Source organism: Streptomyces sp. 8N616 (assembly GCF_052246385.1).
Lineage (GTDB): Bacteria > Actinomycetota > Actinomycetes > Streptomycetales > Streptomycetaceae > Streptomyces.
Genome location: NZ_JBQQBY010000053.1, coordinates 23,973 through 49,654, shown reverse-complemented (window position 1 = coordinate 49,654; position 25,682 = coordinate 23,973). Strand labels below are relative to the sequence as shown.

Below are 25,682 nucleotides of genomic sequence, written 5' to 3'. Positions count from 1 at the left end.
GTGGGGCAGGAGCTGATCAAACTTGGCCTTCAGAGCCGCAACGGAGACCCGGTCGACCGTACGCGCAGCCATACCTTCAGTGTTCCGCCAACACCCGCCCACCGAGCACTAATTGAAATACAGGCCCGCCGTCGGGCTGGGCGCTGACGCTGCCCTCCCTGGTGACGGCCTGTGGTTCGAGCCGTACGACGAGCAGCGCATCGACGAACTTCAGGTGCCCGAGACCACCCCCCTCGTGCTGGACGCCGATGCCTCCCAGCGCAAGGCTGTCGCCGCAGCTCTCGAAGGGCGTTCCTTTTTCATGGACGGCCCACCCGGGACTGGCAAGAGCCAGACCATCACCAACATGATCGCGGCCCTGATGCAGGCGGGCCGCAGCGTCCTCTTCGTCAGTGAGAAGGCCGCGGCGCTCGACGTCGTGCGCAACCGGCTTCGTGACGTCGGGCTGGACTCCTTCGTCCTCGCAATCCACAGCCACGACACCAGCAGGAAAGCGATGGCTGCCGAACTCGGCAGATCCCTTGCGTATCGTGCCCAGGCACCGAGGTTGGCCCGCCAGGACCCGCAGCAAGCCCGCCGCCTGCGTGAGGAACTCTCCGCATACGCCGCCGCGATGAACGAGCCTCGAGCGCCGCTGGGATACTCGCTGCACCACGTCGTTGGCATGATCTCGCTGCTCGACCGCCGGCTCGCCCCTGCCGGATTGCCCACTCTGGTCGGCCCACCTGCCGACTCGGACTGGGCGGACGGGTTCGACGCCGCAGCTCTCGACGAACTGCGCCAGGCAGCCGGGCAAGTGGCCCGTGCATGGCGTCCGGTCCTCGAAGAAGAGCTATTCCCCTGGCACGGGCTGCATGAGATGGGTGGCATCGCCGATCCGCGAAGGCTGGCCGACACTGCGCTCGCGGCCCTCAACGATCTGCGCCGCACCGCCACCAGGCACTCGGCGCTCACAGTTGTCGACGGCCTCGACTTGAAGACGTTCAGTGGCATCCGGCGGGCCGTACGGAAGCTGGACCGTCTCGGGCTCGATGACGATGACGCAGCGGCGTATCGCTCAGCGTCGCCCGTATCGGCCGACGTGTCTGAGCTCCTGCACCGTGTGGCGGATGGACACGGTCTCGCCGAGCCGCAGGACGTTGCTGAGGCCGTCGATACCTGTTTGCTGGCCGACCTCGCACAGGCGGTGCACCCTCCGCCGGCGGACTGGCTTGACCCAGCTGTTCTTCGTCAGGCCCATGCCGCCGCTGAGGAACTCCAGGCAGCGGTCACCGGGCTCCGCGACGCCAGGGCTGCCGCCGAAGACCTCTTCGACCCCCGAGTGCTCGATCATGAGGACGTTGCAGAACTGGACCGGCGGTTCCGCGAGGAGCATCGCGGCATGCTCGGACGCCTCTCCGGCCGCTACCGCGCCGACCGCGCCGCGGTGACCGCACTCACCACAAGGGGTGCATGGGGTGGATGGGACAAGGCGTACGCCGAGCGATTGCCCCAAGCCCTGGCGTGGCAATCCGCGCACCAGTCCTTGGCACATGTCATGGCAGATCACGCGTCGCTGCTGGGCTCTTACGCGCGTGGTGAACGAACCAACTTTGCTGTGCTGCACGCTGCGCTCGCCACCGCCGACCGGGTCGCTGAACTGGTTCCCCACGCCATAGCCGACCCAGTCCGGCGTAAGCGCCTGGCCTACTGCCTCGCAGACGGGGCTGCTCCTGACACGGTGCTGCGTGCGGAAGCTGCTCAGCTGCGCGCTGCACTGATCCGCTGGCGCACCGACCTGGCCACCCGTCTGGACGACTGGCAGCGCACCACCGACGACCTGCTCTCGCTCTTCCATACCGGCCGTAGAGCCAGTCTTGGCGCCGAACTGATCGGTGAGGGACACCACAACAGTCTCGACCGCGCACGACGCACCCTGGAGCGGTTGTGCGACGACAGCTCCGGCCCCGATGAATGGTACGCCCACCAGGCGGGCCTCTCCGTGCTGCGGCGGCATCACACCGACGACATAGCGGCCCGGTTCGCCGAACACGGTTGGGACGCGAAGCTCCTACCCCCGGCTGTGGAACGTGCCGTGCTCCGGGCCTGGGCGGACGCCCAGATCGCCGCTGATGCCCGTCTTCGTGCGACTGTCAGGGCCGAGGACCGCGACGCGCTCGTCGATCGGTTCCGCGAGGCCGACAGACGCCTGGTCGAGTCCGCACGCTGGGCCGTGCTCGAGGCCTGCGAGGCCCGCCGTCCGGTCGGTGCTGTGGGGCAGGCCGCCGTCATCCGTAGGGAGGCCGAGAAGAAGAGGCGCCACATGCCGGTGCGTGAACTGCTCTCCCGCACACGGGACGTGGTTCGCAAGCTCAAGCCGTGCTTCATGATGAGCCCGCTCACCGTCAGCTCGCACCTACCGCCCGATTTCCGCTTCGACGTCGTCATCTTCGACGAGGCCTCACAGGTACGGCCCGGAGACGCAGTCAGCTCCATCTACCGGGCGGACTGCCTGATCGTCGCCGGTGACGCCAAGCAATTGCCGCCCACTGAGTTCTTCGCCGCCGGCAGCGGGGACGACGAGGAAGAGGAGTGGACGGAGGACGCACTGGACTCGTTTCCCTCGCTGTTGGAGATGTGCAAGGGCAGCGGCATTGTTCGGAGTCTCCCGCTTCGTTGGCACTACCGCAGCCACCATGAAGACCTCATCGCCTTCAGCAACCACCGCTTCTACGACGGCGGCATGGTTACATTTCCGGGCGCCAGTGAGCATGGCGAAGACACTGGCGTCGCCTTCTTCAAGACCGATGGGCTGTATGACCGGGGCGGTCGCCGCGACAACCGCCCCGAGGCGGAATTCGTCGCTCGCCGGGTGCTGCACCACTTCGACACTCGGCCGGCGATGAGCCTGGGCGTTGTCGCTCTGTCCAAGGCCCAGGCGGACACCATCGATGAGGCAGTGCAGCAGGCCCGGCTAGCCCGCCCCGACATGGATGCCCACTTCACCGAGGACCGTCTCCACGGCTTCTTCGTCAAGAACCTCGAAGCGGTGCAGGGCGACGAGCGCGACGTGATGATCCTTTCCATCGGATACGGTCGGGATGCAGATGGCAAGCTGCACTCGCGGTTCGGGCCTGTCAACAATGAGGGGGGCTGGCGGCGCCTCAATGTTGCCGTCACCCGGGCTCGCACTCGGATGGAGGTTGTCGCTTCCTTCCGTGGCGGAGAACTGCGGGACAGCGACAACGAGGGAGTCCAGGCGCTCAAGCGTTATCTCGAGTACGCCGAGCGCGGCCCTGCTGCGCTATCGGTGGAGGCTGCTATATCCACTGCCGAGCCCGAAAGCCCCTTCGAGGAGTCCGTGCTGCGGACTCTGCAGGGTTGGGGCTACGACGTACAACCTCAGGTTGGTATCGCCGGATACCGGGTCGACTTCGGCGTGCGTCATCCCAGGGCCGTCGGCACCTACGCTCTCGGGATCGAGTGTGACGGAGCGATGTACCACTCTTCACGGGCGGCTCGGGACCGTGACCGGCTGCGTCAGCAGGTGCTGGAAGGCCTGGGGTGGAGTCTGTACCGGATTTGGGGGACCGACTGGTACCGCAACCGGCCCCAGGCCGAGCGCAGGCTGAAGGAGGCGGTCGAACGCGCAGTCTCTGCCGACCCGTTCCCCATGCGGACCTCGGCTCCGGCAGCGGAATCATCTGCCACGAGCCGTGCCGAGGTCGCGGATGTGCGTGCGGAGCGTGAGGCGGATCGTACGCAAGACATACGCACGACCAAGGCGCGGGAGCAACTCGATGCTCTGCACCACCCGGTGCCACCCGCTGACGGTCGACAGCACGTGACCTTTACCCCTGTTGAGTCCGGAGCCGGCCGGGATTGGAGTACGTACTATCAGATGGCTGACGTCAACCACTTGGCTGACCTCGGAGTCGAACTGCACACCGCTGAAGCCCGTCTCGCGCTGCAGCGCGCCGTCATGGCTGTGGTCGAGACGGAAGGCAGTGCACGTGGACCTGGTATTGCAACGAGTGCGTGAAGCATGGGGTGTAGGTAGGGCCGGGAGGCGGGTCAAGTCCAATTTCGACAGCGCGGTGGGCACTCTGGTGTCCTCCGGCCGAATACACCGCAGCAGTGACAGAGCTTTCCTGGACATCCCGGGACGCTCTGTGCTGCAGGCAAGGACCCGCTCCTGAAGAACCGGCCCGCGTGGTCAGCCAAGTTCCTGCGGCTGAGCGCTGCTTGGCCATCGAGGAACTTGCGGCGGAATCACCCGGTATGACGGAGAACGAGCTGATCGTGCACGCGGCCCGCTTCTTCGGCTGGGCCAGAGTGGGTCCGGACATTCGGCCCGCCCTGCACGCTGACATTGCTGGTCTCGCGGCGCAGGGGACTCTCACCGGCGTTCCCACCAGCATCATCGACACGCGAAGCAGCTCGATGGGCTGAGAGCAGCAGGAGAAACTGGCGTCGGCAGCGGAGCCGGTGAGCCGTCGGCCGTACCCGTAGGACCGGGGCCCGGCATCTGTACACCTCGCCGCCGTTCCCACTGCCGCAGACACCTGCGGGTGCCGAATATCCCATCCATGCCTGCGACGTGCAGGTTCTCGCAAGCACTCAGTGATCGCCGGATCAGAGTGTCAGGCTGATCGGTGGTGCTGATGCGACTGCCTACCTCGTCGTGTCGAGCGTGTTCTCCTTAATACGGCTGCTATCGATGAGCAATATGGACAAGGTCATGGGATATTGACGCTGCGCCACCAGCTGGTTGTCCCACAGGGTCAGATCGATAGGCCGCGTGTCACTCCGGCGGACCGCGCTTTCCTTGCCGCGCTGCTCCACCGGCTCCCTTGTGTCCGACTGCGGCAGCTGCAACTGATCGTCTCCCCGGAGACGATCCTGCGATGGCACCGTGACCTCATGCGCCGCCGCCACGCTGACGCCTCCCGACGCAAGAGGCCCGGCAGACCGCCTACCCGCCGCGCAATCCAGGACCTCGTCCTGCGTCTGGCACGGGAGAACCCCACGTGGGGATACCGCAGGATCCACGACGAACTCGCGGCCCTCGGCATCAAGCTCGCACCCTCTACCGTGTGGGAGATCCTGAAGGCGCACGGAATCGACCCCGCCGAACGCGACCGCCAGACTGGGCCGGCTTCCTGCGAAACCAGGCCCACGCGATCCTGGCCTGCGACTTCTTCACGGCCAGGACACCCAGATCGCGAGGAACCTGGCCATGGACCTCCAGGACGTCGGCGCCACGGTCACGCACCTGATCAGGACCGCGACAGCAAATAGACCCAGGCGTTCGACGCCGTCTTCGAGGCCGATGCATCGAGATCGTCACCACCGGAATCCGTGTTCCCCGCATGAATTCGATCACGGAGCTGCTGGGTGCAGACCTGCAGGCACGAGCTCCTCGACCCACGGTCCTGATATGAGAAGCAACCCGCCAGCGACCGCCGACCATGGCTTCGGAACTGATGACGAAACGACAAGCCCCCACAGAGTTGCAGCTCAGGAAGAGGTGCTCTCCGCGCGAGCGGAGGTGATCCGAAACTGTGGGCGGTGTGGCAGGTCAACGGCCTGCGCTATCCGCGTCGGCAGCTGTACTTGGCCAGGCCGGACGCTACCGCCATGCAGGTGACGTACCGTGCCGAAACGGTCTTGCTCGTGGTTTTCCGGGTGACGACTTGTTCATCAGTAGGTTCGATTGCACCGCACTTCCCTCCGTGCGGTGGCGGCCGTGCTGCTGGCCACTGCCGCCATCGTCACCCCAGGTACCGTTGCCGAGACCGCCGTCGCCGCGGCGTACGGCTGTAAGAACGTGCGTGTTCCTGGTCATACGGTCGCGGTCCGGTACGACCCCGATCCGCGTGCTCGGATCGTCCGTTACGTGCACCGCGGTGACCTCCTGCGCTCGTGTGTCAACGGCCACTCAGTTCTCCCCGTCACTCGTGCCGTACCTATCTCGGCCGTGCTGAGTCGAGTGGCGACTATTACCGCGCATGTGGTAAGCGGGGCCTGGACTGGTACTGGGTGAGGGGCGGGCCATCCCTACGATGCGCCCGCAAAATCGGCTGAGGATCTGTGTTGAACCTCGTGTCTCGACCGGCTTGCAGAGGCTGGCGCTGGCCGTTCGAGTAACTCGTAGCCCCGGCTTCGCTGTGCTTATGGGATAAGTGGCTCCCACGAAGGTGAACTCGCAGCCCATCGCGGTGGCGCTCCTTGCATGAGGCAACGTACCGAGGTGCCGTAGTCCGAACGGCGGCCTGCCTCACTGTGGTCAGCTGCCGAGGCGCAGGTGCTGGGTGAGTTGTCGCAGCGTGGTCCACGCCTGGGGGGCGGTGCCGTCGCCGAGGGAATAGTGGAGGGCAGGTCTCGCGGCGGATCCGAGTTGGGTGGGGGTGAGGTTGAGGGGTGGGCGCCTGGCGTGGGGGAGGCCGATGTCGTGGACCGCCTCCGCGCCGAGGGTGAAGGCGATGGGGTTGGGGGACGGCTCGAAGTGTGGGGGGATGGTGAGGTCGCGGCGGGCCGGGCGGAGTGAGGTGAGCATGGTGGTCAGATTGTGCTCGGTGGCCAGTGCTTCGGTGAGGGGCTCGATGGCGTCCAGGGGTGGGGTTTCGGCTTCGCCGTAGCCGAGGGTGAGGGCGATGTCTTCTTCGACTCCGGCGGTGGTGCGGGTGATGCGGAGGGTGGCGAGGGCGGGGCGGTCGGGGTGGCCGATGGCGATGAGCCAGGTGGGGTCGGGGGCGCGGTTGCGGGCGAGGTCGGTCAGTTGGCGGGTGGACCAGGGGAGGTTGACCGGTTCGGCGGTGCTCCAGCCGGCGGGTGGGGTGCCGGTGAGGTGGTGCCAGGCGGTCACGAGCGTGCGGCCGAGTACGAGGTGTTCGTCGGCGGGGTGTTGGGTGCGCAGGGAAAGGATCAACTGGCAGTCGCCGTTGTCGGCGTTGTTTGCGAAGGCTTCAGCGACGGGAGTCGTGCCCGCCTTGGAGCGGGCGGGGGCGAAGGCGCCGTCTTGCCAGCGGAGTACGGCTCCGGAGAGGCCGTCGTAGTAGCCCACCTTCTCGTCTTGGACGACCCAGCGGTTGGGGTGTCCGCCCAGTGCGCTGCGGGTGGGGAGGGTGAGGCATGCGGTGTTGGGGGTGACGATCTGCAGGGTGCGGTCGCTGGCGGTGGCGGTTCGCAGGGCGTCGGCCAGCCAGCTGGTCATGGCGATGACCGGGCGGTCCTGGATGACGACCACAGCCTTGTCGGTGAGGACGTCGACGGCCGGTGGTGCGGCATCGGGTGGTGGGGTCGCGGCGACCTCGGTGGTGAGAGGGATGACGTCGGTGGTGGCTGCTTCTGGTGGCCAGACCGTGCCACCCAGCACGGTGGCGAGGCGTCCGGCGAAGGAGCCGGCGAGTTGTTCGGCTTCGGGGACGGCGGTGGAGGCGCGGGCTTCGGTCCACCACACAGAGGTGTCCGGGACGGTGGTGTCGGTGCCGAGGAGGCGGGCGGTTTCGCCAGGGACCTGGATGAGGATGGGGGCCTCTATGGAGACCAGGGAGCGTCCGCCCGGGGCGCAGAGCTGGACGACGGCCCCGTCGGCTGCCGATCGTATGCCCAGGTCGGGGCCGCCCGCGTACAGTCCGGCCAGGAGGGTGCGGATGTCGGGCATCTCGGGGGTAAGGGCGATGACGTCCTTGGTCACGGGGTGGGTTCCGGGGGGTTGGGGGCGAGGGCGGTCTGGATGAGTTGGTGGGGGCGGCCGCGGCGTACGAGGGTGCCGCGGCCGGGTGGCTGGGTGGTGGCGTAGAGGCCGGGGAAGAGCTGGCCTTCGGTGCGGTCGCCGGTCATGACCAGGGCGGCGGTGCCGGTTTCGCGCAGTGTGGTCAGCAGTGGCTCGTACAGGGCGCGGGCTGATCCTGCGACGCGGCGGGCGATGACGAAGTGCAGCCCGATGTCGGGGGCGGAGGAGACGTAGGGCAGGAACTCGGCGAGCGGCTGTTGTCCGGCGGTGGTGAGGATGTCGTAGTCGTCGATGAGGATGACGATGCGCGGCCCGGTGAAGGCGGGCCCGTCGGCAAGCGCGTCGTGGTCGAGGGTCTCGTTGGGGAGGCGCTTGTCCAGTTCCTTGGTGATGCCTGCGGCGAGTGCGGTGGAGAGTTTGGCGTTGTGGGCGTAGCCGCCGCGGTAGGGCTCGGGAATGACGGTGCGCAGGCCCCGACGCGGGTCGAAGACTGCGAAGACCAGTTCCTCGTCGGTGTAGCGGTCGATGACCTGTCGGGCGATGAGCTTGAGTAGGTTGGTCTTGCCGCACTCGTTGTCGCCCAGGATCAGCAGGTGCTGGTCCTGCTCGAAGAGGTCCAGCAGGACCGGCGCGAGGGTGTCCTGGTCAACGCCGATGGGAATCCTCACGGGCTCGGCTGCGAGCGAGGGGAGCTTGTCGGCGGGCAGGTGGGTGGGCAGGACGCGGACGGGGGCGGCGAGTTCGCCGTGCCAGGTCGCGCGGATCGTGCGCGCGGCTTCTTCCAGGGCGGGGCCGAGTTCGCCGGTGGCCGGGCGGGCGTCGATGCGGGGGAGGGCGACCTGGGCGAACAGTTTGCGGTCGGTGAGGATGCGGCCGGGGGTGTCGGGGCTGAGGGTTTCGGAGAGTTTGCGGTCGATGCTGGAGTCGGCCGGGTCGTTCAGGCGTAGTTCGATGCGGGTGCCGAACATGGATTGGGTGGCGATGCGGACGTCGTTCCAGCGCAGCATGCCGGCCACGACGTGGATGCCGTAGCCGCTGCCGCGCTTGAGCAGGTCGGTGACGGTGTCTTCGAGGTCGGCGAATTCGTCGCGCAGGGCGCCGAAGCCGTCGATGAGCAGCACGATGTCGGTGGAGGAGAGTTCGGGCAGCTTGCCGTGGGCGCGCAGGTGGCGGAGTTGGTCGATGGAGTCGATGCCGTGGGTGCGGAAGAGTTCTTCGCGCTCGGCGAGCATGGCGCGGATCTCGGCGACGGTGCGGGCGGCACGTTCGTGATTGGCGCGCCCGGCGATGCCCCCGACGTGCGGCAGGTCGGTCAGGGCGCTGAGGCCCCCGCCGACCAGGTCCAGTCCGTAGAGGGCGACCTCGCGGGGTGTGTGGGTCAGGGCGAGGGAGAGGGCGAGGGTACGCAGCAGGGTGGTCTTGCCGGACTGCGGGCCGCCGATGATCGCCGCGTGGCCGCCCGCGACGGTCAGGTCCAGGCGCCACCGGTCCTGCCACTGCTTGGCCGGGTCGTCCAGGACGCCGAGGAGTATCTGCATCGCTTCTGGCCGATGGGCGAGGTGCAGTCCGCGTTCCGAGGCCTGGACCGGTCCCGCAGCGGCATCGAGCGTGATGGCGTCGGGCAGGGGCGGAAGCCATATGCGGCGCACCGGCTCCGCGGCGCTGCGCAGTTGGTCGACCATCACCGACATCGTGGTCGGCCCGGTCACCCGTTCCCGCATCGCGGGGGAGTCCTCGGCCGCGTGCTTCACCGCCGTCTGGTGGGTGTTGAAGGTGGGGTAGGGCCAGGCGAGCGGCTCGTCCTCCACCTTGTCGCGTAGGGCTGGGCCGCGGTAGGTGCCGGAGACGTAGCCGGCTTTGAAGCGTTCGTAGGTGGAGGTGTCGACCTTGAGGTAGCCGAAGCCGGGAAGCGGGGGTAGGTGGAAGGCGTCGGTGGTGTCCAGGACCGTACGTGATTCGTCGGCGGAGAAGGTGCGCAGGCCCAGCCGGTAGGAGAGGTAGGTCTCCAGGCCTCTGAGTTTGCCGCCCTCGATGCGCTGGCTGGACAGCAGCAGGTGCACGCCGATGGAGCGGCCGATGCGGCCGATGGACAGGAACAAGTCGATGAAGTCGGGCTTGGCGGTGAGCAGTTCGCCGAACTCGTCGATGACCACGAACAGATGCGGCAGCGGCTCCAGCTCCGGACGCGTGGCGCGCAGCGCCGTGTAGTGGCCGATGTCGGCGACGTTCCCGGCGTCCTTGAGCACCTGCTGGCGGCGCTTGACCTCTCCGGCCAGGCTGGTGTGGACACGCTCGACTAGGCCCGCCTGGTTCTCCAGGTTCGTGATGACACCGGCGACGTGCGGCAGGTCCTCGAACGGGGCGAAGGTCGCGCCGCCCTTGTAGTCGACCAGCACCAGCGCCAGATCCTCGGGCGGATGGGTGGCGACGAGGGCGAGGACGAGGGTGCGTAGTAGCTCGCTCTTGCCGGAGCCGGTGGCGCCCACGCACAGCCCGTGCGGGCCCATGCCCAGCTCCGCGGATTCCTTCAAGTCCAGCAGTACCGGCTCGTGCCGGTCGTTCAGCCCGATCGGGACCCGCAGGAACGCCCGCTCGCCGCGCGGTGCCCACAACCGGTCGAGATCCAGCGCCGCCGGGTCGTCGATGCCCAGGAGCTGGGGGAAGTCCACCGGCCCGGACACGGGTGTCCCCTCCGCCGCGGACTCGGCCGACAGCCGCAGCGGCGCCAGCACGCGCGCCAGCCCCTCCGCTCCGGGAAGCGTGACGTCATCCACCGTGCCCGTGGAGCGAGCGGGCACGGGCATCCGCAGGTCCTCGACCTCGATCCGGTCTCCTTCGACGGTTATGCGGACGCTGATCTGGTCGGGTTCGTGGACTTGCTGTTCGAGCAGGTGCAGCACGGTGATGCCCATGGCGGGCAGGGCGACGGCCTCGTCCGGGCGCGGCAGTTCGACGGCCGTCTGGCCGTACTCATCACTGACCACCAGCAGCCGGTCGGTCAGCTTCAAGGCGTTCCGGTCGGACAGGCCCCGGCGTATCTCGGCGGCGTAGGAGGCGCGGCGCCGCAGATCCGCGTTCAGCAGCTTGGCCAGCTGTGGCAGGCTCGGCGCGATCCGGCGGGCGGCAACCACCCCGTCGCGCTCGTCCGCATCCAGCACGTGGGGCAGCCACTTGCACCATGCCCAGTCCTCCTCCCGCTCCCCGGGGAATCCGAGGGCCAGGGCGAGGTCGTCCGGGGCATGTGTGACGGCTGCCTGGATCAGCAGGGCTCGGGCGACGCGTAGGACGCCGTCGCGGTCGCCGACGATGCTGATGTTGCCCGCGCGGTCCAGCGGCACCGTAAGCGGGAAGTCCGTGGCGGTGGCGAATCGGCCCAGCAGCGCATGAGCCTCGTTCAGCATGAACGGGTCCGGTGGGGTCAGGACGCTGCCCGAGTGCTGCCCCACGGTCAGCGCCTGCACCGGTACCTCGCCGGTGCCCACCCGCACGCGGAGGAAGTCTGCATCGAGGCGGCGCCGTTCCCACAGCCGCGCCGGGTCCCGTACCACGTCGTACAGCGCCTCCAGCGGCGGATTCAAAACCCGCGCGACCTGACGGCTCTGCCGCTCCTGCAGCCCGAACTCCTCGCGCAGCTCCTCCAGATACTCCAAGTACCGCTCCCGCTGGGCACGGCGGGTGCGCTGGGCCTTGCCGCGCTGGGACCAGAACAAGGCCACGGCGCCGAGCAGGGCGAAGACCAGGACGATGGCGCCGATCGCGGCGAACTGGCTGCTGCGGATCACCGTCATCATCACCACCGAGCCCATGACGCCGGCCATTGGCAGCAGCGCGGTCGCCGCGGTGCCGATCTTGCCCTCGGGCAGGTTCGGCGGCGGCTCGATCGTGCGCGGCTCGGCGGGGTCCAGCGGCCGGGTGCTGCGGGCGGGCCGGTGAATCAGCTGCTGCGTCACCTGGCCCTCACCGCACCCTTACCGCGCGCTGCAAGGCTTCGGCGGCAAGCACGGTGGCGGCATCCCGGGTGTCTCGGCCCAGCATGGCGTTCAGAATGGGGCCTCCTCCGGCCAGGTGGCGGTCGTAGGGGACGGGGATCACCGGTACTCCCGTCTCCCGCAGGTGCGCGCTCGCCGTCTTCAGGTCGAGCGTCGTGTCGGGGGAGTTGGCGGTCAGCGCCACCACGGTGGTGGCCAGGGCGGAGTGAGGCAGCTGGGCCAGCCAGTCCAGGACGATGCGCGTGCCGTTGACCCCCTCCGCGGTCATCGGGGCGACGACCACGCGGGCGTGTGCGGTGTCCATCGCCGTACGCGCCACCTCGCCCGGCAGCGACTCGCAGTCCACCACCGTCACCGCGAAGTACCGCCGCAGCGCCAACGTCACCGTCCGGTACGTCCGTACATCCAACGGCGCCCCGACACGTCCCTGGCTGGCGGGCAGCAACCAGCCGCCGTCCGCCACCGGCACCAGATAGCCGATGACATCCGTCAGCTGCATCGACGGGGTGAGAATCTGCGCCAGCTCCGCGCACGACCAGCGCACCGACTCCGCTCCCAGGCGGACCGGCAGCGTGCCAAGCGCCGCATCGGCCTCCAGCGCGAGCACCGGATCGTGCCGGTAGTGATTGAAGATACGGCTCAACAGGGCGGCCACCGTGGACTTGCCCACCCCGCCGCGGACCGAGGTAACCGCGATCAGCCGCCCGGTCGTCACCGGCTGCTGCAACTCCCGCGCCCGCTGCGTCTCCTCAGCGACCTCCCGGGCTGCGGATGCCCCCAGCGTGCGCAACGAGCGGCCGGTACGCCGCGCCACCGAATCCCCGTGCACCGGGCGGCCCATCGCTTGGGCAAGGCGCGGATCGACGGTCGGTACAGACTGCGGCGCCTGTATCGGGACGCGAGGATCTCGGGGACCACGGGCAGCAGGCCCCGGCGCCGGGCCCGGTTCATCCGACGGGGAACCGGCCTTCGAATCGGTGGCTGGTTCGGAGTGCGTCGGGCGCGGGGTCGCGGTGGGCCGGTCCGGCGATTCGCTGGAGGGTGTGCCTTGGCCCAACTCCCGCAGCACGTCTCGCTGCCAGTCTCCCTGAGACACGCTGCACCCCTACGCGAACGTGCCCAGCAGGCGCCCGTACACTCCGAACACTCCAATGACCAGCGGGAACAACGCGATCACACCGATCGACTCGGCCACATCCCCCATCCGCCGCAGCCGTACCCGCACGTGCTCGGCAGGCTGCACCGCCAGCACCACCAGCGGAATCACCGCCAGTGCGACGAGCACCGCCAGTGGCCCGTAGGCACCAGAGCGCTCTAGCCACACCATGATCAACCGCAGACCCACGGCCGCCCCGGCTAGCAGCAGTCCCACGACCTCAACGATCAGCGGAAAAGCTCGCGCCCGAAGCAGCACCACCACGGTGACGACAGCGGCCAGCAGCACCGTCCAGATCGAAGGGGTACGCAGCGTGAGAATCCCCGCCGCGGCCGCCGAGACGGCCACGACCAGCGTGGTGAGCGCCAGCCCGCGGTGCGTGCCCGTCAACGCCGTAGCCACCTGATACCGGCTCACCGAGGACCCACCAGAGCGCCGATCGTCCAGCCCAGCCAGCCCCGAGGCCATCAACGCCAACCGCGGCACCGCACCCAGCACCACGACCGACACGACCGCGAGCACCGCGCCCACGCGAGCCTGCTCCACAGCCGCCCCCGCACCGGTCTGCAGCGCCGCGACGACCTCCCAGCAGACCGCCATGACCGCGACCGCCCCGGCCCCGATCAGCCCGCCCCGCCCCAGCCGCGAAAACCACCCCAGAAGCAACAGCGCGACAATCACAGCCCCGGCTGCAGCTGCGAGCCGAGCTCCGCCGGACCAGTCCTCCGCATCGGCCAGCGTCCACGCCCCCAGCACCCCGAGCGCACCCGCCGTGACGATCAACGCAGTGGCCGCCCCACGATGCTCCGCACGGCCAACCAGAGCTCCCGCTCCAGCCAACACCAGGGCCACAATGAGCAGTACGGCCGCGACAGAGGACAACGCGAACTCCCCGCGCGCTAGCACCCCGGCCGCCAATGCCCACGCCACCGTCGCAACACCGGCCGTCACCCGCCTCGCAGCCGGGCGCCACCGCCACGCACGGACGTCCAGGTCCTCGGCCACCTCATCGGTGACGTCATGCACCACCGGGGCCGACGGCGCATCCTCCACCCGCACCAGCCGCAGCACTGCACCATCCGGCACACCCGCCGACGTCAGCGTGCTGTCCTGTGCCAGCGCTGAACCGTCAGCAGTGACCAGATGCCGGAGCAAGGGCCGCGCCGCCACCTGGTCGTCCAACAGCCGCATCACTTCTGGCAGCAAGCGACCGATCGGCTCCTGAGACGGAAGTACGAGATCAATACGCCGCCGCTCCCCGACAAGAGTGACCCGGCTCAGCCCTGTACGGCTCATCGACCGCGCTGCTACCACGTGCTCGAACCTATCATCGAGCCGAAGTCCCCACGGACGGTGAAGACGACGGTACGGCAGGCCCGTACGGACTCTGCCCGATGAGCCGGCTAGAGATAAATGACCACCCCACACACCCGGCGCACAACACCGCTGCGATCACAATGCCCGTCAGCACCTTCCCCAGCCGCTCATCGACCGAACGCCGTTGCCGCTGCGCCCCAAATAGCAAGGCATCCCGCAATCGCCGACGGCGCACCGACACCGACTCCAGCAACTGATTGTCGTAATCCTGCGCCATCACGAGGCTTGCCGGTCAACGGCCATGGTGTCCGACACCTTGTCGTGCCGACACTGCAGGAACGGCCTGTTCCAGCAACACCACAACGGATTGAGCGGGCTCAACTCAGGCCGTTCCGCCATCGGACGACCCGTAACCAAGCCCGCGCCGTACTGCATGTAGGGCTGAGACGACGGAGGAGCACTCTCAGCGGCAGAAAACGGAGAAGACATGAGTTCCCTTGACGTGGATGCCTCAACCTATGGGTAGCCGATTCATTGGCTAGCGAGGTCTGTTGCGATGTGATTCAAGAGCGGTGGGATTGTGAAACGCAATGATCCCGAGCATCTTGAGCGGGTTGGCGTTACGGCGTCCAGCTCAAGTGGACTCGAGAGCTTGCGCCACCATGCGACGTACCTCCTCGTCGCCGATCGATTCCATGTACTCACCGAGTTGTTGGACTTCTGGGCACTTCGAGCGGTGCAGAACGGGGATTGCGTGTACCAGCGTGCGGTGCGTAGGCGCAACATTCAGCACGTCCATGACCAGCTTTGCAGCGACACGTCCGTCGACGAGCGCCGCCGCGCTCGCCAGATCGACAAGTTGAGTCGCAAGGTCGAATTTTTGGGGTTCCCGGGCAGCCAGAGAAACGACTCCGCTTTCCACCGTTTCAGCGATGTCGTCAAGAAGGCTGCTCGCTGAGGTGCGGTCGAAGAGATCCCCAAGTTTGTCCTCGAAATACTCGCTGTCCGCAATACGCACAAGGGCGCGGAAAGCTTCGGTTCGTTCCGTGAGCGTCCCTTTTTCCTCGGCCATTTCATCGCTGTCGCTCACGGCCGCCGTCAGTTGCGCAAACGTGCTGTCCACCGAGAATTTTCGGTCGATGAGAATTTCGTACCACGGTGCGAGTTTGGCGTTCTTGGCTGCGCTCATCACCGCGTTGTACCCGGCCAGCTCGCCCCATGTTGTCAGCGCCACGCACGAAAGAAAACGATCCCTTGCAGGCGCTGCGCGGTCCTCCATGAGTTTGATGAGGCCCGGTACGCGATCACGGTGTCGTGGGTCATCGAGGCCCCCGTAGATGACATCATCCAGATCCTCGGTCGGTTGACCGTCGAAATCGGTGCCAAGTAGTCGGCTGAACTGGCTCACCCCCTGACCTCCTTTCATGATCAACCGCCGAACGGTCTGCTGATGTAATCGTGCGGAACAGTACCCTTGATGAGCCACTCCTCGTCGCGCATCGTATTCTTCATGTCTATCATCCGCTGCGCGATCCGCTTTGTCTTGCCCTTGCTCAGGCCCAGGGATTCCGCGATCTGCTCGGCGTCAGCACGGGTTGCTCCTGGTGGAACGGTAAGGTCCACATGGCGACCGACGATCTTGTTCGCGCTCTCTTGGATCGCGGCTTGGACTTGTTCGGGTGAGTACACCTCGACGCCGGTAACCCGGCCGGCAGCGATGTCCCGCTCGAGCCGAGGTAGGTCTACTCGTATCTTCCCGGTGCCGAATGCCTTGGCGTTGGCTCCCTCCCGGCTGAGGGACGTGAAGGGACTATCCGACTTGGCGGGATCACGTCCGACGATGTGGTCCACGATGGTCGCGTCGCCATCCGGATTGGCTGGCACAAGATCGCCGTCTTCATTGAGATGAGACTTGCGCTGGCCCTTATGGTTGTGTTCCGACCGGAAATTGTCGTCTTGGCGTACCAGGTGCGGGCGCCCACCGTCATCGCCACCACGTTCCGATCCGTGGTTCCCCTCACCACCACCGGCATGAGTGGTGTCCGGACTGGACCCGCCGTCGCCCGCCGAGTGGTTCGCAGCCCCAGCCCCATCCGTTCTGTTGCCACCTGGCCCGAGGGGCGTATCGCTACTGCCGCCGCTGCCCCCGGCAGGGGCTTCGTGGCTGACCTGCGGCGGCACGTTGTCCCCTGCGTGGGCGGAGGCTCCGGGGGCCCGGGAGCCCGCGCCGACTCCGGCAACTTCTCGTTGTCCAGGTGTCTCGTGCTGGGCGACCCTTTGGTCGGCGCGCAGCTCCTGACGCGGTGTGTCCCTGATGGGGTTGCCGTCGGCGTCGACGCGGATGAATTGGCCGTCCTCGATGCGGACCTTGGAGCCGTCGGAGAGCTCGAGCTCGCTGTGCAGGCGCTGTGAAGGTGTGGCGTCGAGGCCGGTCCGGATGTTGGCCGTAACCTCGGAGATCTTGGGCAGGGAACCGGCGGCCTTCCCGGAAACCTTGAACGCCGCCGAGAGCGGGTCGATGTACTCGCCGATCTTGGCCGCGGTAGCGGCGCCCTTGGCAGCCGCTCCGGCCTTGCCGCCCTTGGCAGCAGCGGCAAGTGGGCCGGCACCGAGGGTGAGGACGTTGAAGACGACGGTTGCCGAGGCGCGGGCGGGGTTCTCCTCCCACTTGTCCCAGGCGACCAGGGCCTTGCCGAAGTCCTTGGCGGCCTGCTTCTGCCGGGTCTCGGCAGGGCTGTCCGGCTCCTCGCCGAATGTCCAGTCCATGAGCGCGTCGTAGGGGGTCATGGTGTACTGGCCGATGCCGCCGACGATGTCCCCGAGATGCCCCCAGGCGTCGCCTGCCGCATCGGCACCGTCGACGCCTACGAGGGTTCCCAGGCCTTGGATCCCGCCCCAGATGTTGTCGATGACCAGGCCGTCCCAGACGAAGCTCTTGAGGTGGTACCCGATCTCCCACGCGTGGTGGGACTCGGTCACCGCAGCGCCCCAGGGAAGTTCCTCGGCATGCTTGAGGACGTCGAGGTCGTAGCCGTACATCACGGTCTTGCGGTTCTGGGTGTGGCTGCCGTCGTCCACCACGAACTTCGGGCCACCCACGAGAGCCGAGATCTTGCCGGCGGCCCTGCGCTCAGCTTCCTGGAAGGCAGCCACCGCGGCACTCACGCCGTCCCGCAGCTCCTGGTGACGGTTGACCTTGTCCTCGTCGTAGGTCCACTCGTCATCGCTCTCGACACTGTCGACGAACGCGGCAGCGTCCACCTTCAGTTGTGCTAACCGCTTGACGAGCGGGCGGACCTCGGTCGCGAAGGTATCCAGCGCATCGGCCACCGCCTCCAGGTCGCCGGCGAAGGTATCGGCCTTGTCGCGCACTGGCAGCGTGGTGGCGAACAGCTGCTCCGCCTCGGGCGCCTTGTAGAAGGCCTCCAGCATCTGGAAGCGGGAGTGCACGTCCATGCCGCCGTTACGGATGCCGATCGCATCGCCGCGCAGCCCGGAGACGTCCTTCTCGAGCTGTTCGAGATCGCCGGTGAACTGCGGTATGCCCCCGGGTTCGATCATGTTCACTTGTGGCCGCCACCCTGCTTGCCGTCGCCCGGCAGATCGATCTTCGGCGCTGCGAGGGCCTTGTGCTGGGTGTCGGCGGCCATGTCGAGATTCCCGGCCACGTAGTACGCGGTGGCCTCACGAGCCCCATTCGCCGACTTCGCGGCCCGGGCGCCGAGGAACATCACATCCCGCGCGGTCTTCTCGACGAACAGCGCCAGCGCCGCTCCGACCGGGCCGGTCGGGGGACCGGCGCCGCAGTAGGCCGCGCTGATGGTGCCGGCCGACGTGGCCGCGCTCTCCGCATTCTTCCCGTACGACTTGACGTCCTTGTCGATCCCGTCCATCGCGTCCCCCACCAAAGAGGTCACGAAGTCGACTCCGGACGGAGTGATGTCCCACCCAGTCATGCCCATCCCCCTGCTACAGCCTCAGCACCTGCCAACTGCCGTCTGCGGTCGCACCGCGCGGCTCAACCGATGTTGTCGACCGCGGCCTTGGCCTTTGCCAGTGTCGACTGCGCCGTGCCGTCGTTCTTCTCCAGTGTTGAGCGCACCAGGCGGATGATTTCGCGTACCTCGTTGGCCGCGCGGTTCCAGCGGATCTCCTTGCCGTGGTACTCGTCCGAGACTCCGTCAGCCTGGAAGTCGGCCATCGCGGCCTTCACCGCAAGGTCCCGGTCATTCAGGACCCGCTCGAGCTGGCCGATGATCCCCTGCAGGCTGCCCTGCACCTCCGTCGAGACGCCCGTGTCGTACGAGTTGCGGTCTTGGCTCTGCCCCATCGCGAAAACCCCCTCTTATCGCCCGGAGAACCGGGCGGCGTCGAAGTTGGCCCCGGCCATGTTCTGGTGGGCGTTGTCCTCCTGCTCCTGATCACCAGTGGCAAACGCGGTGTCCATGCCCGACTGGCCGCCCAGGATCGCCTGCAGCGAGCCGTTCAACGCAGCGGTGATCTCGTCCGCACGCAGCTTGAACGAGTCGAACGCGACCTTGCCGGCACCGTTGAACTTCCCCTCCAGCGGCTCCGCGGCAGCGATCAGCAGCCGGATCAGCGCGCCCAGGTCGTCACTGGACCCCATCGTGCTCTTCCCGAGACTGGACAGAGTCGTACTGCCCATGTCGAACTTCATGCACCCCACCCCCGAACTATGGTGTGCGCCGCTGTCCATTGGTCACGGCGCGCACTTGCGTCACTGACGTTTGGCAGTCCATCGAACATCCTCTCCTGTGAGGCGCTGCAGACTCAAAGTACTTGGGCGTGTCGTGGTGTGATCCATCTCATGGCACATCAGGTCGCATTCCACGGGCTGTGGTTCAGGCGATCCCTGCCCAGCAGGCCGTGGCGCGACAGGGTCGCTGGGCCTGGCCCGAATCCGAGCTGGGAGGCGTGCCTGATTGGCTGAGATTGTGCCGTGGGTGGCCGCGGCGAAGAAGGTGGCAGGTTTCGTCCACGGGGCCGGGACGGTTCACCGCGCCAGGTCTGGTGCCCGGGGTGACACTTACGAGTCAGCTGTCGTGCCGTGGACTCGCCCGTCCACGTAGTTGTCCTCCCGAACGCAGCGCGAGGAGCCAATTGATCTACGGTGCTTGCGCGCCGGGGCGCTTGAAGACCTGCTGCCCGTGCCAGATGACAAACTGGGCGTCAACGGCGTTCCGTCCAGGGCGAGGTGAAGCGACAGGTTGTCCGTGAAGGGCATCGATGGCCTGCCCCGCCGGGCTGCGGGTCACGAACAGTTCGGAGACCTGGATACGGAGATCGGGCAGCAGACCGAGGACGCCGAGGTCGAAGAGCCGGTGATGCAAGGAGCACAGGGCCAGTCCGTTACTCACCTCGTCGGGCCCGTCTTGGCTGTGCCACCGGACGTGCGCGGCCTCGATCCCCACGGGGTTCCGGCCGAGCGCTCCGTCGAACCCGCAGAAGGCGCATGCGTACGCGTAGGCGCGCAGGACCTCTTCGGCGAATCCTGCACGTCTCTTGCGTTGCTTCTTCGTCGGCACCAGGTAGATCACGTCATCCAGGCCAGCGAGGTCCAGGCCGATGGCATCGCAGATGGGCGATTCCAGCGCAGGGGTGAAGTGCTGCTCCAGCAGGAGCCGTACGGCTGCTGCGAGCGTGCTGGGATCGGCCAGCAGCTTCTCGACATGGGTGTGCAGTCGTCCGTGGGCGCCGCGCGATCGCAGCCAGCTGCCGCGCTCCGGAGCGTCCTGATCAATGACATTGCCGTGTCGGTCTCGTAGGTCCCACACGTCGCGCTCAAGATGCACGAACGGCATCGCGGCCCGCTGCCGCGCCCTCGATCGGCTGGTCATGGCTGGCCCGAAGTCGTTGATGAGGCGGCTGACGGGCTCTTCTGCTTCGTCGTACGCGACCGCGGTATTTCCTGAGGCGAGAAACCGTCCCAGCAGCCAGAGCACCAGCAGCGGCTTGTGCGGCGCGCGGCGGCTGCCTATTTGAGCGCGCCGCAGCCCGGACAACGCGCTCATGAGTTCGTCCCGTGTCACAGGCCCACTCTGCCACCCCGGATCTTGATCGCATGGGGACATCCGCGGCTGGGGAGGGCTGCTGCTTACCGCTGTCTGGGGTGTCCGCGGAGTGCGCTGAGGACGAGGCGGCCGTAGCGGGTGGTGAGGAGGGCGGCGGTGGTGGCGAGGGCGGCGCCGGTGTAGGCGAGGAGGTGCCAGGGGTTGTCATCAGCGAGGACCTGTTGCGCGGCCAGGGCGGTGCTGATGGGGAGCCCGAGGATGGTCAGGATGCCCAGCGCGCCGCTGATTTGCTGGCTTTCCTGGCTTTGGACGAGGCGGGCGTAGTCGGTTGCTTCGGTGAGGATTTCGGCGAAGCGGGCAGGGAGGCGGTGCTGGTTTTGGTAGGCGAGCAGGAGGTCGTTGGCGGGGCCGTGGTGGGTGAGGTGCTGGCGCCAGTAGGTACTGCGGAATTGGGCGATGTGCTGTTCGAGGGCGACGACGCGGCGGGCGAGGTGGGTGCCGTCGAAGACGCGGGAGAGGTTCTCGGTGAGCTGATCGATGTGGCTGCGCTGGATCATGCCCAGGAGGAAGGCGTCGAGATAGACGGTGCGGGCGTGGAGTTCGGCGTAGCCGAAGAACGGGTCGTCCTGGCCGAGGTCGCGGCGGCGGCCGATGAAGGCCGCGCCGTCGCGGAGGACCAGGGCGCTCCAGTCCGCTGAGAGGCGGAGGGTGCCGCTGGTGAGGGCGGGGATGTCGGTGGAGTCGGGCGGGTAGTCGGCCGTGTTGGTGCGGGAGGCCAGCGCCCACAGCCACTGGTCGGCAGGGTTCCAGCTGCGTCTGTACTTGCGGGGGTAGAGGTGCATCAGGCGTGCCCGGGTCGGGGTGAGGAAGGCGACGGTGAACGGCGGGGCCCCAGGGGTGATGTGGGCCTGGTCCTGCAGGAGTTGTTCGGGGTCGAGCTCGCCGGTTAGGGGGGTGGGCGGGGCGGCCTGGCGGCGGGCGAGGGAGCGCAGGGTGTCGTGGAAGTCGTGGAGTCCGGGGCCGGTGGCCGATAGGTGGAGGATGGCCAGGGCCCGGTGGGGGTCATTGCCGAGAGGGGTGTGGAGGAGTTCCACGCCGTGGGCGGCCAGGGGGCTGTGGGTTGCAGTGGTGGTGCGGTGCCAGCGGCAGGGGCGCTCGGGCTCTCCGTACAGGACCCGGGCTGCGGCGGTGGTGAAGTAGGTGCGCCGGGTTGGGCGGTCGGCGCGGCGTGTGCCGTGGTGGAAGGGGAGGGGGCCTTCGTTCCAGGCTGGGGGTGAGGGCAGTTGGGCGGGCAGGACGACGGCGATGGTCTGCCGGACGCCGGACGCGGGGATGCGCGCTGGCCTCACTCGTAGAAGGCTTCCGGGTCGGGCTGGTCGAGGCGAATGACGAAGGTGGCGCGCCATGCGTCAGGGCGGGTCAGGTGGAAGCGGACGCGTTCGCCGGTGCGGATGGTGCGAAAGCCTTCGGTGACGATGTCGGTGTAGTCGAAGGAGTAGCTGTTGCCGTCGGCTTCGTCCTGGACGACGAAGGTCCCGACGCGGCCATGGGCGCCGCCACCGAAGGCCTGGCGGTCGATGATGCGGCCGAAGTGGGGCGGGCTGTCAGGCACGGTGCCGGGTGTCTCCTCACTCAAGTGCTGCTCCTCCCGTCGGAGGGGTTTAGAGGTCCTGGACGAGGCGGAAGCCAACGACGTTGCTGCCGCCGCGACGCCGGTAGAGGGCCTTGGCGCTGGTCTGGACGGCGCGTAGTGGGTTGTCGTAGGAGCCGCCGCAGATGACCGCTTCGCCGGGGTCGTTGAGGCTGGTAGACGTCCATTCCCAGACGTTGCCGACCATGCCGCGGATCCCGTACGGGGACCGGTTGATGGGGTGGTCGTCGACCGGGGTCACCCAGGCGTCGCCCAGCTGACTGCGGTCGTATTCCGCCTTCCACGCCTGGTAGGTGACGATCGGTCGGCCGACCCAGGCATCGACGCAGTTGACCGCCGTCAGGTCGGGGGTGTCGCCCCAGGGGAAGAGCCGGCCGTCGCTGCCGCGGGCGGCGGCTTCCCATTCCAGGGAGGTCGGCAGGCGTTTGCCTTCGAAGGCGGCAAAGGCGAAGGCGCTCCACCAGTTGACGCACACCGCGGGGTAGTCGTCGTAGCGCGGGTCGCGGAAGTAGTCGGTCACCCGCAGCCGTTGCGTCCAGGGCGTGTGGGTGATTCCGGCAGGCTGGTCGGGGTGATCCCAGGCAGAGGTGCCGTCCTCGTTCAGCGCCTGGAGGAAGCGGCGGTAGCGGGCGACGGTGACCGGGTGGCGGTCGAAGCGGACCGGGTGGCTGATCGCACGCAGGAGGAGGCGCTCTGGAGGGCCGACGAGGTAGACGCCGGTCGGGAGGACGCAGTCGTCGCTGATGGGTTCGCTGCCGGAGAGGCGGGAGAGGAAGGCGCGGACCTGTTCGGTAAGGCGTGCGCCACCCGGCAGGGCCGCAGCCTGCTCCCGGTTGGCAGGAACGGTCAGGTAGCGGGCGGTGAGGAGTTCTTGGTAGGCCGAGTGCAGGAACGCCACCGCGTCGGTGCCGACCGGGCGGAACAGCGGGGCCAGGCGGAGCGCGGCGGTGTCTATGCGGCCGCCGCTGAAGATGTCCGGGCCCAGAGTGTTGTAGAGCTCGAGCAGCGGGAGAACGGTCCGGCCTGTGGTGAAGGCCTGCCCGGCGAGGTCAGCGAGCGGCTCGGCCAGGTGCGTCAGGCCCGTGGTGTGGAGTGTGGTGTCGATATGGCGGGCCAGGAGGTGGCCCAGGGGCACCGGTGCGTCGATGTCGAGAGCGGCGGAGAGTTGGCGTTCCAGCGGTGTCGACCCCACGACGTTCGTGGTCGGCTGTCTGGCGGGGTCAGGGTGGTCGTCGATCAGGCGCAGCACGCTGATGTGGGGCATGCGGTCGGGGTCCACGCCGCCTGCGTACATCTGCTCCACCAGCTGCTCGGACAGTGCGCTGTGGTGGTCGAGCAGTCCGCGGACTTGCGGGGAGTCGGCGAGGAAGGCCACGCGCGAGCTCATCACCACCGACGACTCCGCCGAGAGCACGGGGGCGAGGTCGGCGAACAGGCGGAGGAACCCTGCGGGGCTCGGTTCGTCGACGGCTTCGTCGATGGCGTCGAGAACGCACAGTGCAGAGCCCGAGCGGACAAGGTACAGGAAGAGGGCGAAGGCCCGGTCGCGGTCCTCGGGGCTACGGGTGGTGAGGGAACGGGCGACGTATTCGGGGAACGTCTCGTCCTTCGCCTTCAAACTCAGATCGAAGTAGAAGCGGTGACGGACGGCCCCCGATGGGGAATCGGTGATCAGAGTGCGCAGCAAGGTGCTTTTACCGCTCCCGGGCCGCCCAATGACCAGGACGTTGGCCGAACCGCTGGCCAGCTGGGTGAGCAGCGGCTGCGCGTCCGCCACGTCCGTGATCCGGCTCTCCCCGGTCCGCGGATCGGAGGCGAGCAGCGCCGCGGGCAGCGGGGCACGCTCAGGCGGCGGGACCGGGGCGGCGGTGGCGACGGCCGCAAGGTGGCTATCGAAGTCGATCAGGGTGCCGACGAAGTGTTCATAGCGCACGCAGCGGCAGTCCTGCCCGAACAGGGCGTGGGTATCGGCCAGGTCATCGTCGAGGATGACGAAGCGGGTGACCTTTGGAAGCCGGGTGCGCAGCAGCTCCCCTCCGGTGGACTCCAGGACTGAGCCCAGCTCGTCCGCGTTGGTCGACAGCAATAGCTCGACGTACTCCAAGCGCACGCCGGACTCGCGGCAAAACAGCTGGTAGACGGTGTCTTGTGAGAGGACGAAGCGCTTGGCGACGCGGTAGCCCAGGGTCACGTACAGACCGGAGAGGAACTCCGTCCGACGGGCGGCCTCGGGCAGCAGTTGGGGATCACCGCCGGTCAGGGCCTGGTTGGCGGTGCTGGTGAACCAGGCCAGGACCGTCACCAGCCGACGTACGGCCAGTAGTCCGTCCTCCTCGGCGATCTCATACCCGTCGTGGGAGGAGCGATTGCGCAGGCGCTGGATATCGGTGAGCGCATCGATGACCGTGCTGCTGCGGACGTGGTGGCGGCACCCCTTGATCAGTTCATTCAGGGCGCGGCCTGAAGGGTCGCCGGGGACTTGATGGTGCCGCCATAACTCCTTCAGCAGCTTCTCGGTGAGCTTGCCGATCAGCGTGATGGCGTTCTCCGGATAGCCGTCGCTCAGCGACCGCAGCGGGCGCTCGAGGTCAAGGCCCAACCGTTCCGCGATACGGGTGTGGTCATCCAGTTCCAGACGCAGACGGCTCAGCCGCTCATCGACCACCCCGGTCACCCTGCGCCCCCGGAAGCATCCGACGGTGCCGAAGAGGGCGGGACATCGTCGCGCCGACCCAGGATGAAGGCGAATCGGTCGGGGAAGCGCAGCTCCGGCTCTGGATGGTGGGCACGGATCTCCTCGATGCCCGCTTCGATCTCCTCGTCGTTGAACATGGACAGCAACGACATGTAGCGGGCTCGCACCATGGCCAGATACCGCTCCGTGTTCAGGGTGAGCTGGTGCTCGACATACGTGAGGCTGGTGCGCAGACCCGCAGCAGTCAGGTGCTCGGCAATGCCAGCCGGGTCGGGCTGCAGCGCCTCGTACCGCTTGAGGGCCTCGCTGAAGAGCGGGTACTCGATGGTGGCCGGGAGCATCACGATCAGCAGCCGACCGCCCGGGGCGAGCAGCTCGGCCAGTCCGGCAAGCGTCGCCGCTCGGTCAGCCACATGGTGCACGGCCTCCTTCATCCATACCGCATCCAGCGGCCCATGCGGCAGCCGAACACGCTGCTCAGCCAAGTCCTCAGCAGAAGCCTGGACAGGCAAGAGGCTCGCGGAGGCATCGAGTTGCTTGAGCATGGCCGCCGACGGGTCCACACACTGAAGCGGCAGCTGAGGATGGACGAGGTCGGCGACCTCACGAGCGAACAACCCAGTGCCGCACCCGATATCCGCAGTCCGGTCCGAGGGCCGGATTTCCAGGACTTCGGCGATACGGGACGCCATCCACCGTACGTAGTTCGGGCTGTAAGCCCAATTGTCGTCGTATGTGTCGGCAAGCCGCTCGTAGTGCCGATCCACCTCCCCTGGCACCGATGAACCCCCCATCTCGAAACAGCCTCAGGACCTGCCTACCCCATCAGCGTACTCAACCGCCCACACAGGGCAACGAGCCCACGAGCAGCGGACCGGAGCCCTGACATCGGTCTTCGGGGACCGGTGGATCGAGGATAAGGCGGCGTCATTCGACCGGGAGGAGGCGCCCGCTTCGATCCGGCCGGTTTAGGTGAATCGCCCGACGCAGGTGTTTGGCCTGCGGCATTCTCGGACCGCGAAGCGCATCACCGTTCGGCCGCCGCGGGCATCGCTTCTCGCTGACCGGCGTGGCGCCAACTGAGGAGCCGGCCGGGGTTGCTCCGGGGCAGGAAGGAAGAGGAAG

Annotated in this window: 20 protein-coding genes; 4 read left to right on the top strand and 16 right to left on the bottom strand. The window is 67.7% G+C overall.

Features of this window, described 5'->3' with window-relative positions; all coding sequences use genetic code 11:
* Positions 1 to 112 precede the first annotated feature (112 nt).
* The 3 genes from ACTWQC_RS33230 (at position 113) to ACTWQC_RS33220 (ending at position 4,431) form a co-directional block, all read left to right on the top strand.
* On the top strand, positions 113 to 4,021 hold the full coding sequence (locus ACTWQC_RS33230) for an AAA domain-containing protein (RefSeq protein ID WP_443319577.1): 3,909 nt from the start codon (positions 113 to 115) through the stop codon (positions 4,019 to 4,021).
* On the top strand, positions 3,987 to 4,178 hold the full coding sequence (locus tag ACTWQC_RS33225; RefSeq protein WP_443319576.1) for a DUF3320 domain-containing protein: 192 nt from the start codon (positions 3,987 to 3,989) through the stop codon (positions 4,176 to 4,178). The genes ACTWQC_RS33230 and ACTWQC_RS33225 overlap by 35 nt, the downstream gene beginning before the upstream one ends.
* Before the next feature lie 82 nt (positions 4,179 to 4,260).
* Positions 4,261 to 4,431 (top strand): hypothetical protein, encoded by a 171-nt coding sequence (locus ACTWQC_RS33220; RefSeq protein ID WP_443319575.1) that lies wholly within the window; start codon positions 4,261 to 4,263, stop codon positions 4,429 to 4,431.
* A 222-nt stretch (positions 4,432 to 4,653) separates the two neighbouring features.
* Here the strand turns inward: ACTWQC_RS33220 and ACTWQC_RS33215 are convergent, their stop codons facing one another.
* Positions 4,654 to 4,917 carry a hypothetical protein gene (locus ACTWQC_RS33215; protein ID WP_443319574.1) on the bottom strand — a complete coding sequence of 88 codons (264 nt, stop codon included), beginning with the start codon at positions 4,915 to 4,917 and terminating at the stop codon, positions 4,654 to 4,656.
* On the opposite strand from ACTWQC_RS33215, the gene ACTWQC_RS33210 reads away from it, so the two are divergent.
* Positions 4,903 to 5,280: a helix-turn-helix domain-containing protein gene (locus tag ACTWQC_RS33210; RefSeq protein ID WP_443319573.1), complete on the top strand. Its 378-nt coding sequence runs from the start codon at positions 4,903 to 4,905 to the stop codon at positions 5,278 to 5,280. The genes ACTWQC_RS33215 and ACTWQC_RS33210 overlap by 15 nt on opposite strands.
* Positions 5,281 to 6,268: 988 nt before the next feature.
* Here ACTWQC_RS33210 and ACTWQC_RS33205 read toward each other — a convergent pair.
* From ACTWQC_RS33205 to ACTWQC_RS33135, 15 genes are all read right to left on the bottom strand, one after another.
* Positions 6,269 to 7,678, bottom strand: coding sequence for a DUF6177 family protein (locus ACTWQC_RS33205; protein WP_443319572.1), 1,410 nt, complete (start codon positions 7,676 to 7,678; stop codon positions 6,269 to 6,271).
* Positions 7,675 to 11,667 carry a type VII secretion protein EccCa gene (gene eccCa / locus ACTWQC_RS33200; RefSeq protein WP_443319571.1) on the bottom strand — a complete coding sequence of 1,331 codons (3,993 nt, stop codon included), beginning with the start codon at positions 11,665 to 11,667 and terminating at the stop codon, positions 7,675 to 7,677. Before eccCa ends, ACTWQC_RS33205 begins: the two co-directional genes overlap by 4 nt.
* A 7-nt stretch (positions 11,668 to 11,674) precedes the next feature.
* On the bottom strand, positions 11,675 to 12,802 hold the full coding sequence (locus tag ACTWQC_RS33195) for a hypothetical protein (protein WP_443319570.1): 1,128 nt from the start codon (positions 12,800 to 12,802) through the stop codon (positions 11,675 to 11,677).
* A gap of 9 nt (positions 12,803 to 12,811) precedes the next feature.
* Positions 12,812 to 14,158 carry a type VII secretion integral membrane protein EccD gene (gene eccD, locus ACTWQC_RS33190; protein WP_443319569.1) on the bottom strand — a complete coding sequence of 449 codons (1,347 nt, stop codon included), beginning with the start codon at positions 14,156 to 14,158 and terminating at the stop codon, positions 12,812 to 12,814.
* A gap of 31 nt (positions 14,159 to 14,189) precedes the next feature.
* Entirely contained in the window at positions 14,190 to 14,456 is a 267-nt protein-coding gene (locus tag ACTWQC_RS33185; RefSeq protein WP_443319568.1) for a hypothetical protein, read from the bottom strand.
* Positions 14,457 to 14,813: 357 nt separating this feature from the next.
* Positions 14,814 to 15,587, bottom strand: coding sequence for a hypothetical protein (locus ACTWQC_RS33180; RefSeq protein WP_443319567.1), 774 nt, complete (start codon positions 15,585 to 15,587; stop codon positions 14,814 to 14,816).
* Between the two features lie 20 nt (positions 15,588 to 15,607).
* Entirely contained in the window at positions 15,608 to 17,746 is a 2,139-nt protein-coding gene (locus ACTWQC_RS33175; protein ID WP_443319566.1) for a hypothetical protein, read from the bottom strand.
* Positions 17,743 to 18,135: a DUF6507 family protein gene (locus ACTWQC_RS33170; protein WP_443319565.1), complete on the bottom strand. Its 393-nt coding sequence runs from the start codon at positions 18,133 to 18,135 to the stop codon at positions 17,743 to 17,745. Before ACTWQC_RS33170 ends, ACTWQC_RS33175 begins: the two co-directional genes overlap by 4 nt.
* Positions 18,136 to 18,197: 62 nt before the next feature.
* A complete protein-coding gene (locus tag ACTWQC_RS33165; RefSeq protein ID WP_443319564.1) occupies positions 18,198 to 18,509 on the bottom strand; it encodes a pore-forming ESAT-6 family protein in 312 nt (103 codons plus the stop codon).
* 15 nt (positions 18,510 to 18,524) lie between these two features.
* Positions 18,525 to 18,857: a hypothetical protein gene (locus ACTWQC_RS33160; protein ID WP_443319563.1), complete on the bottom strand. Its 333-nt coding sequence runs from the start codon at positions 18,855 to 18,857 to the stop codon at positions 18,525 to 18,527.
* A gap of 448 nt (positions 18,858 to 19,305) precedes the next feature.
* A complete protein-coding gene (locus ACTWQC_RS33155; protein WP_443319562.1) occupies positions 19,306 to 20,229 on the bottom strand; it encodes a phosphorothioated DNA-binding restriction endonuclease in 924 nt (307 codons plus the stop codon).
* A gap of 65 nt (positions 20,230 to 20,294) precedes the next feature.
* Positions 20,295 to 21,560, bottom strand: coding sequence for a hypothetical protein (locus tag ACTWQC_RS33150; protein WP_443319561.1), 1,266 nt, complete (start codon positions 21,558 to 21,560; stop codon positions 20,295 to 20,297).
* Positions 21,557 to 21,847 (bottom strand): hypothetical protein, encoded by a 291-nt coding sequence (locus ACTWQC_RS33145; protein WP_443319560.1) that lies wholly within the window; start codon positions 21,845 to 21,847, stop codon positions 21,557 to 21,559. Before ACTWQC_RS33145 ends, ACTWQC_RS33150 begins: the two co-directional genes overlap by 4 nt.
* A 25-nt stretch (positions 21,848 to 21,872) precedes the next feature.
* Complete coding sequence (locus ACTWQC_RS33140; protein WP_443319559.1) at positions 21,873 to 24,527, bottom strand: SUMF1/EgtB/PvdO family nonheme iron enzyme; 2,655 nt, start codon at positions 24,525 to 24,527, stop codon at positions 21,873 to 21,875.
* 5 nt (positions 24,528 to 24,532) lie between these two features.
* Positions 24,533 to 25,249 (bottom strand): class I SAM-dependent methyltransferase, encoded by a 717-nt coding sequence (locus tag ACTWQC_RS33135; RefSeq protein ID WP_443319578.1) that lies wholly within the window; start codon positions 25,247 to 25,249, stop codon positions 24,533 to 24,535.
* Positions 25,250 to 25,682: the final 433 nt, after the last annotated feature.

Coding starts and splice junctions, on each gene's coding strand:
- ACTWQC_RS33165 (WP_443319564.1), bottom strand. CDS start 18,509: ATGGGGCAGAGCCAAGACCGCAACTCGTACGACACGGGCGTCTCGACG.
- ACTWQC_RS33185 (WP_443319568.1), bottom strand. CDS start 14,456: ATGGCGCAGGATTACGACAATCAGTTGCTGGAGTCGGTGTCGGTGCGC.
- ACTWQC_RS33170 (WP_443319565.1), bottom strand. CDS start 18,135: ATGACTGGGTGGGACATCACTCCGTCCGGAGTCGACTTCGTGACCTCT.
- ACTWQC_RS33160 (WP_443319563.1), bottom strand. CDS start 18,857: ATGAAGTTCGACATGGGCAGTACGACTCTGTCCAGTCTCGGGAAGAGC.
- ACTWQC_RS33220 (WP_443319575.1), top strand. CDS start 4,261: ATGACGGAGAACGAGCTGATCGTGCACGCGGCCCGCTTCTTCGGCTGG.
- eccD (WP_443319569.1), bottom strand. CDS start 14,158: ATGAGCCGTACAGGGCTGAGCCGGGTCACTCTTGTCGGGGAGCGGCGG.
- ACTWQC_RS33135 (WP_443319578.1), bottom strand. CDS start 25,249: ATGGCGTCCCGTATCGCCGAAGTCCTGGAAATCCGGCCCTCGGACCGG.
- ACTWQC_RS33210 (WP_443319573.1), top strand. CDS start 4,903: ATGCGCCGCCGCCACGCTGACGCCTCCCGACGCAAGAGGCCCGGCAGA.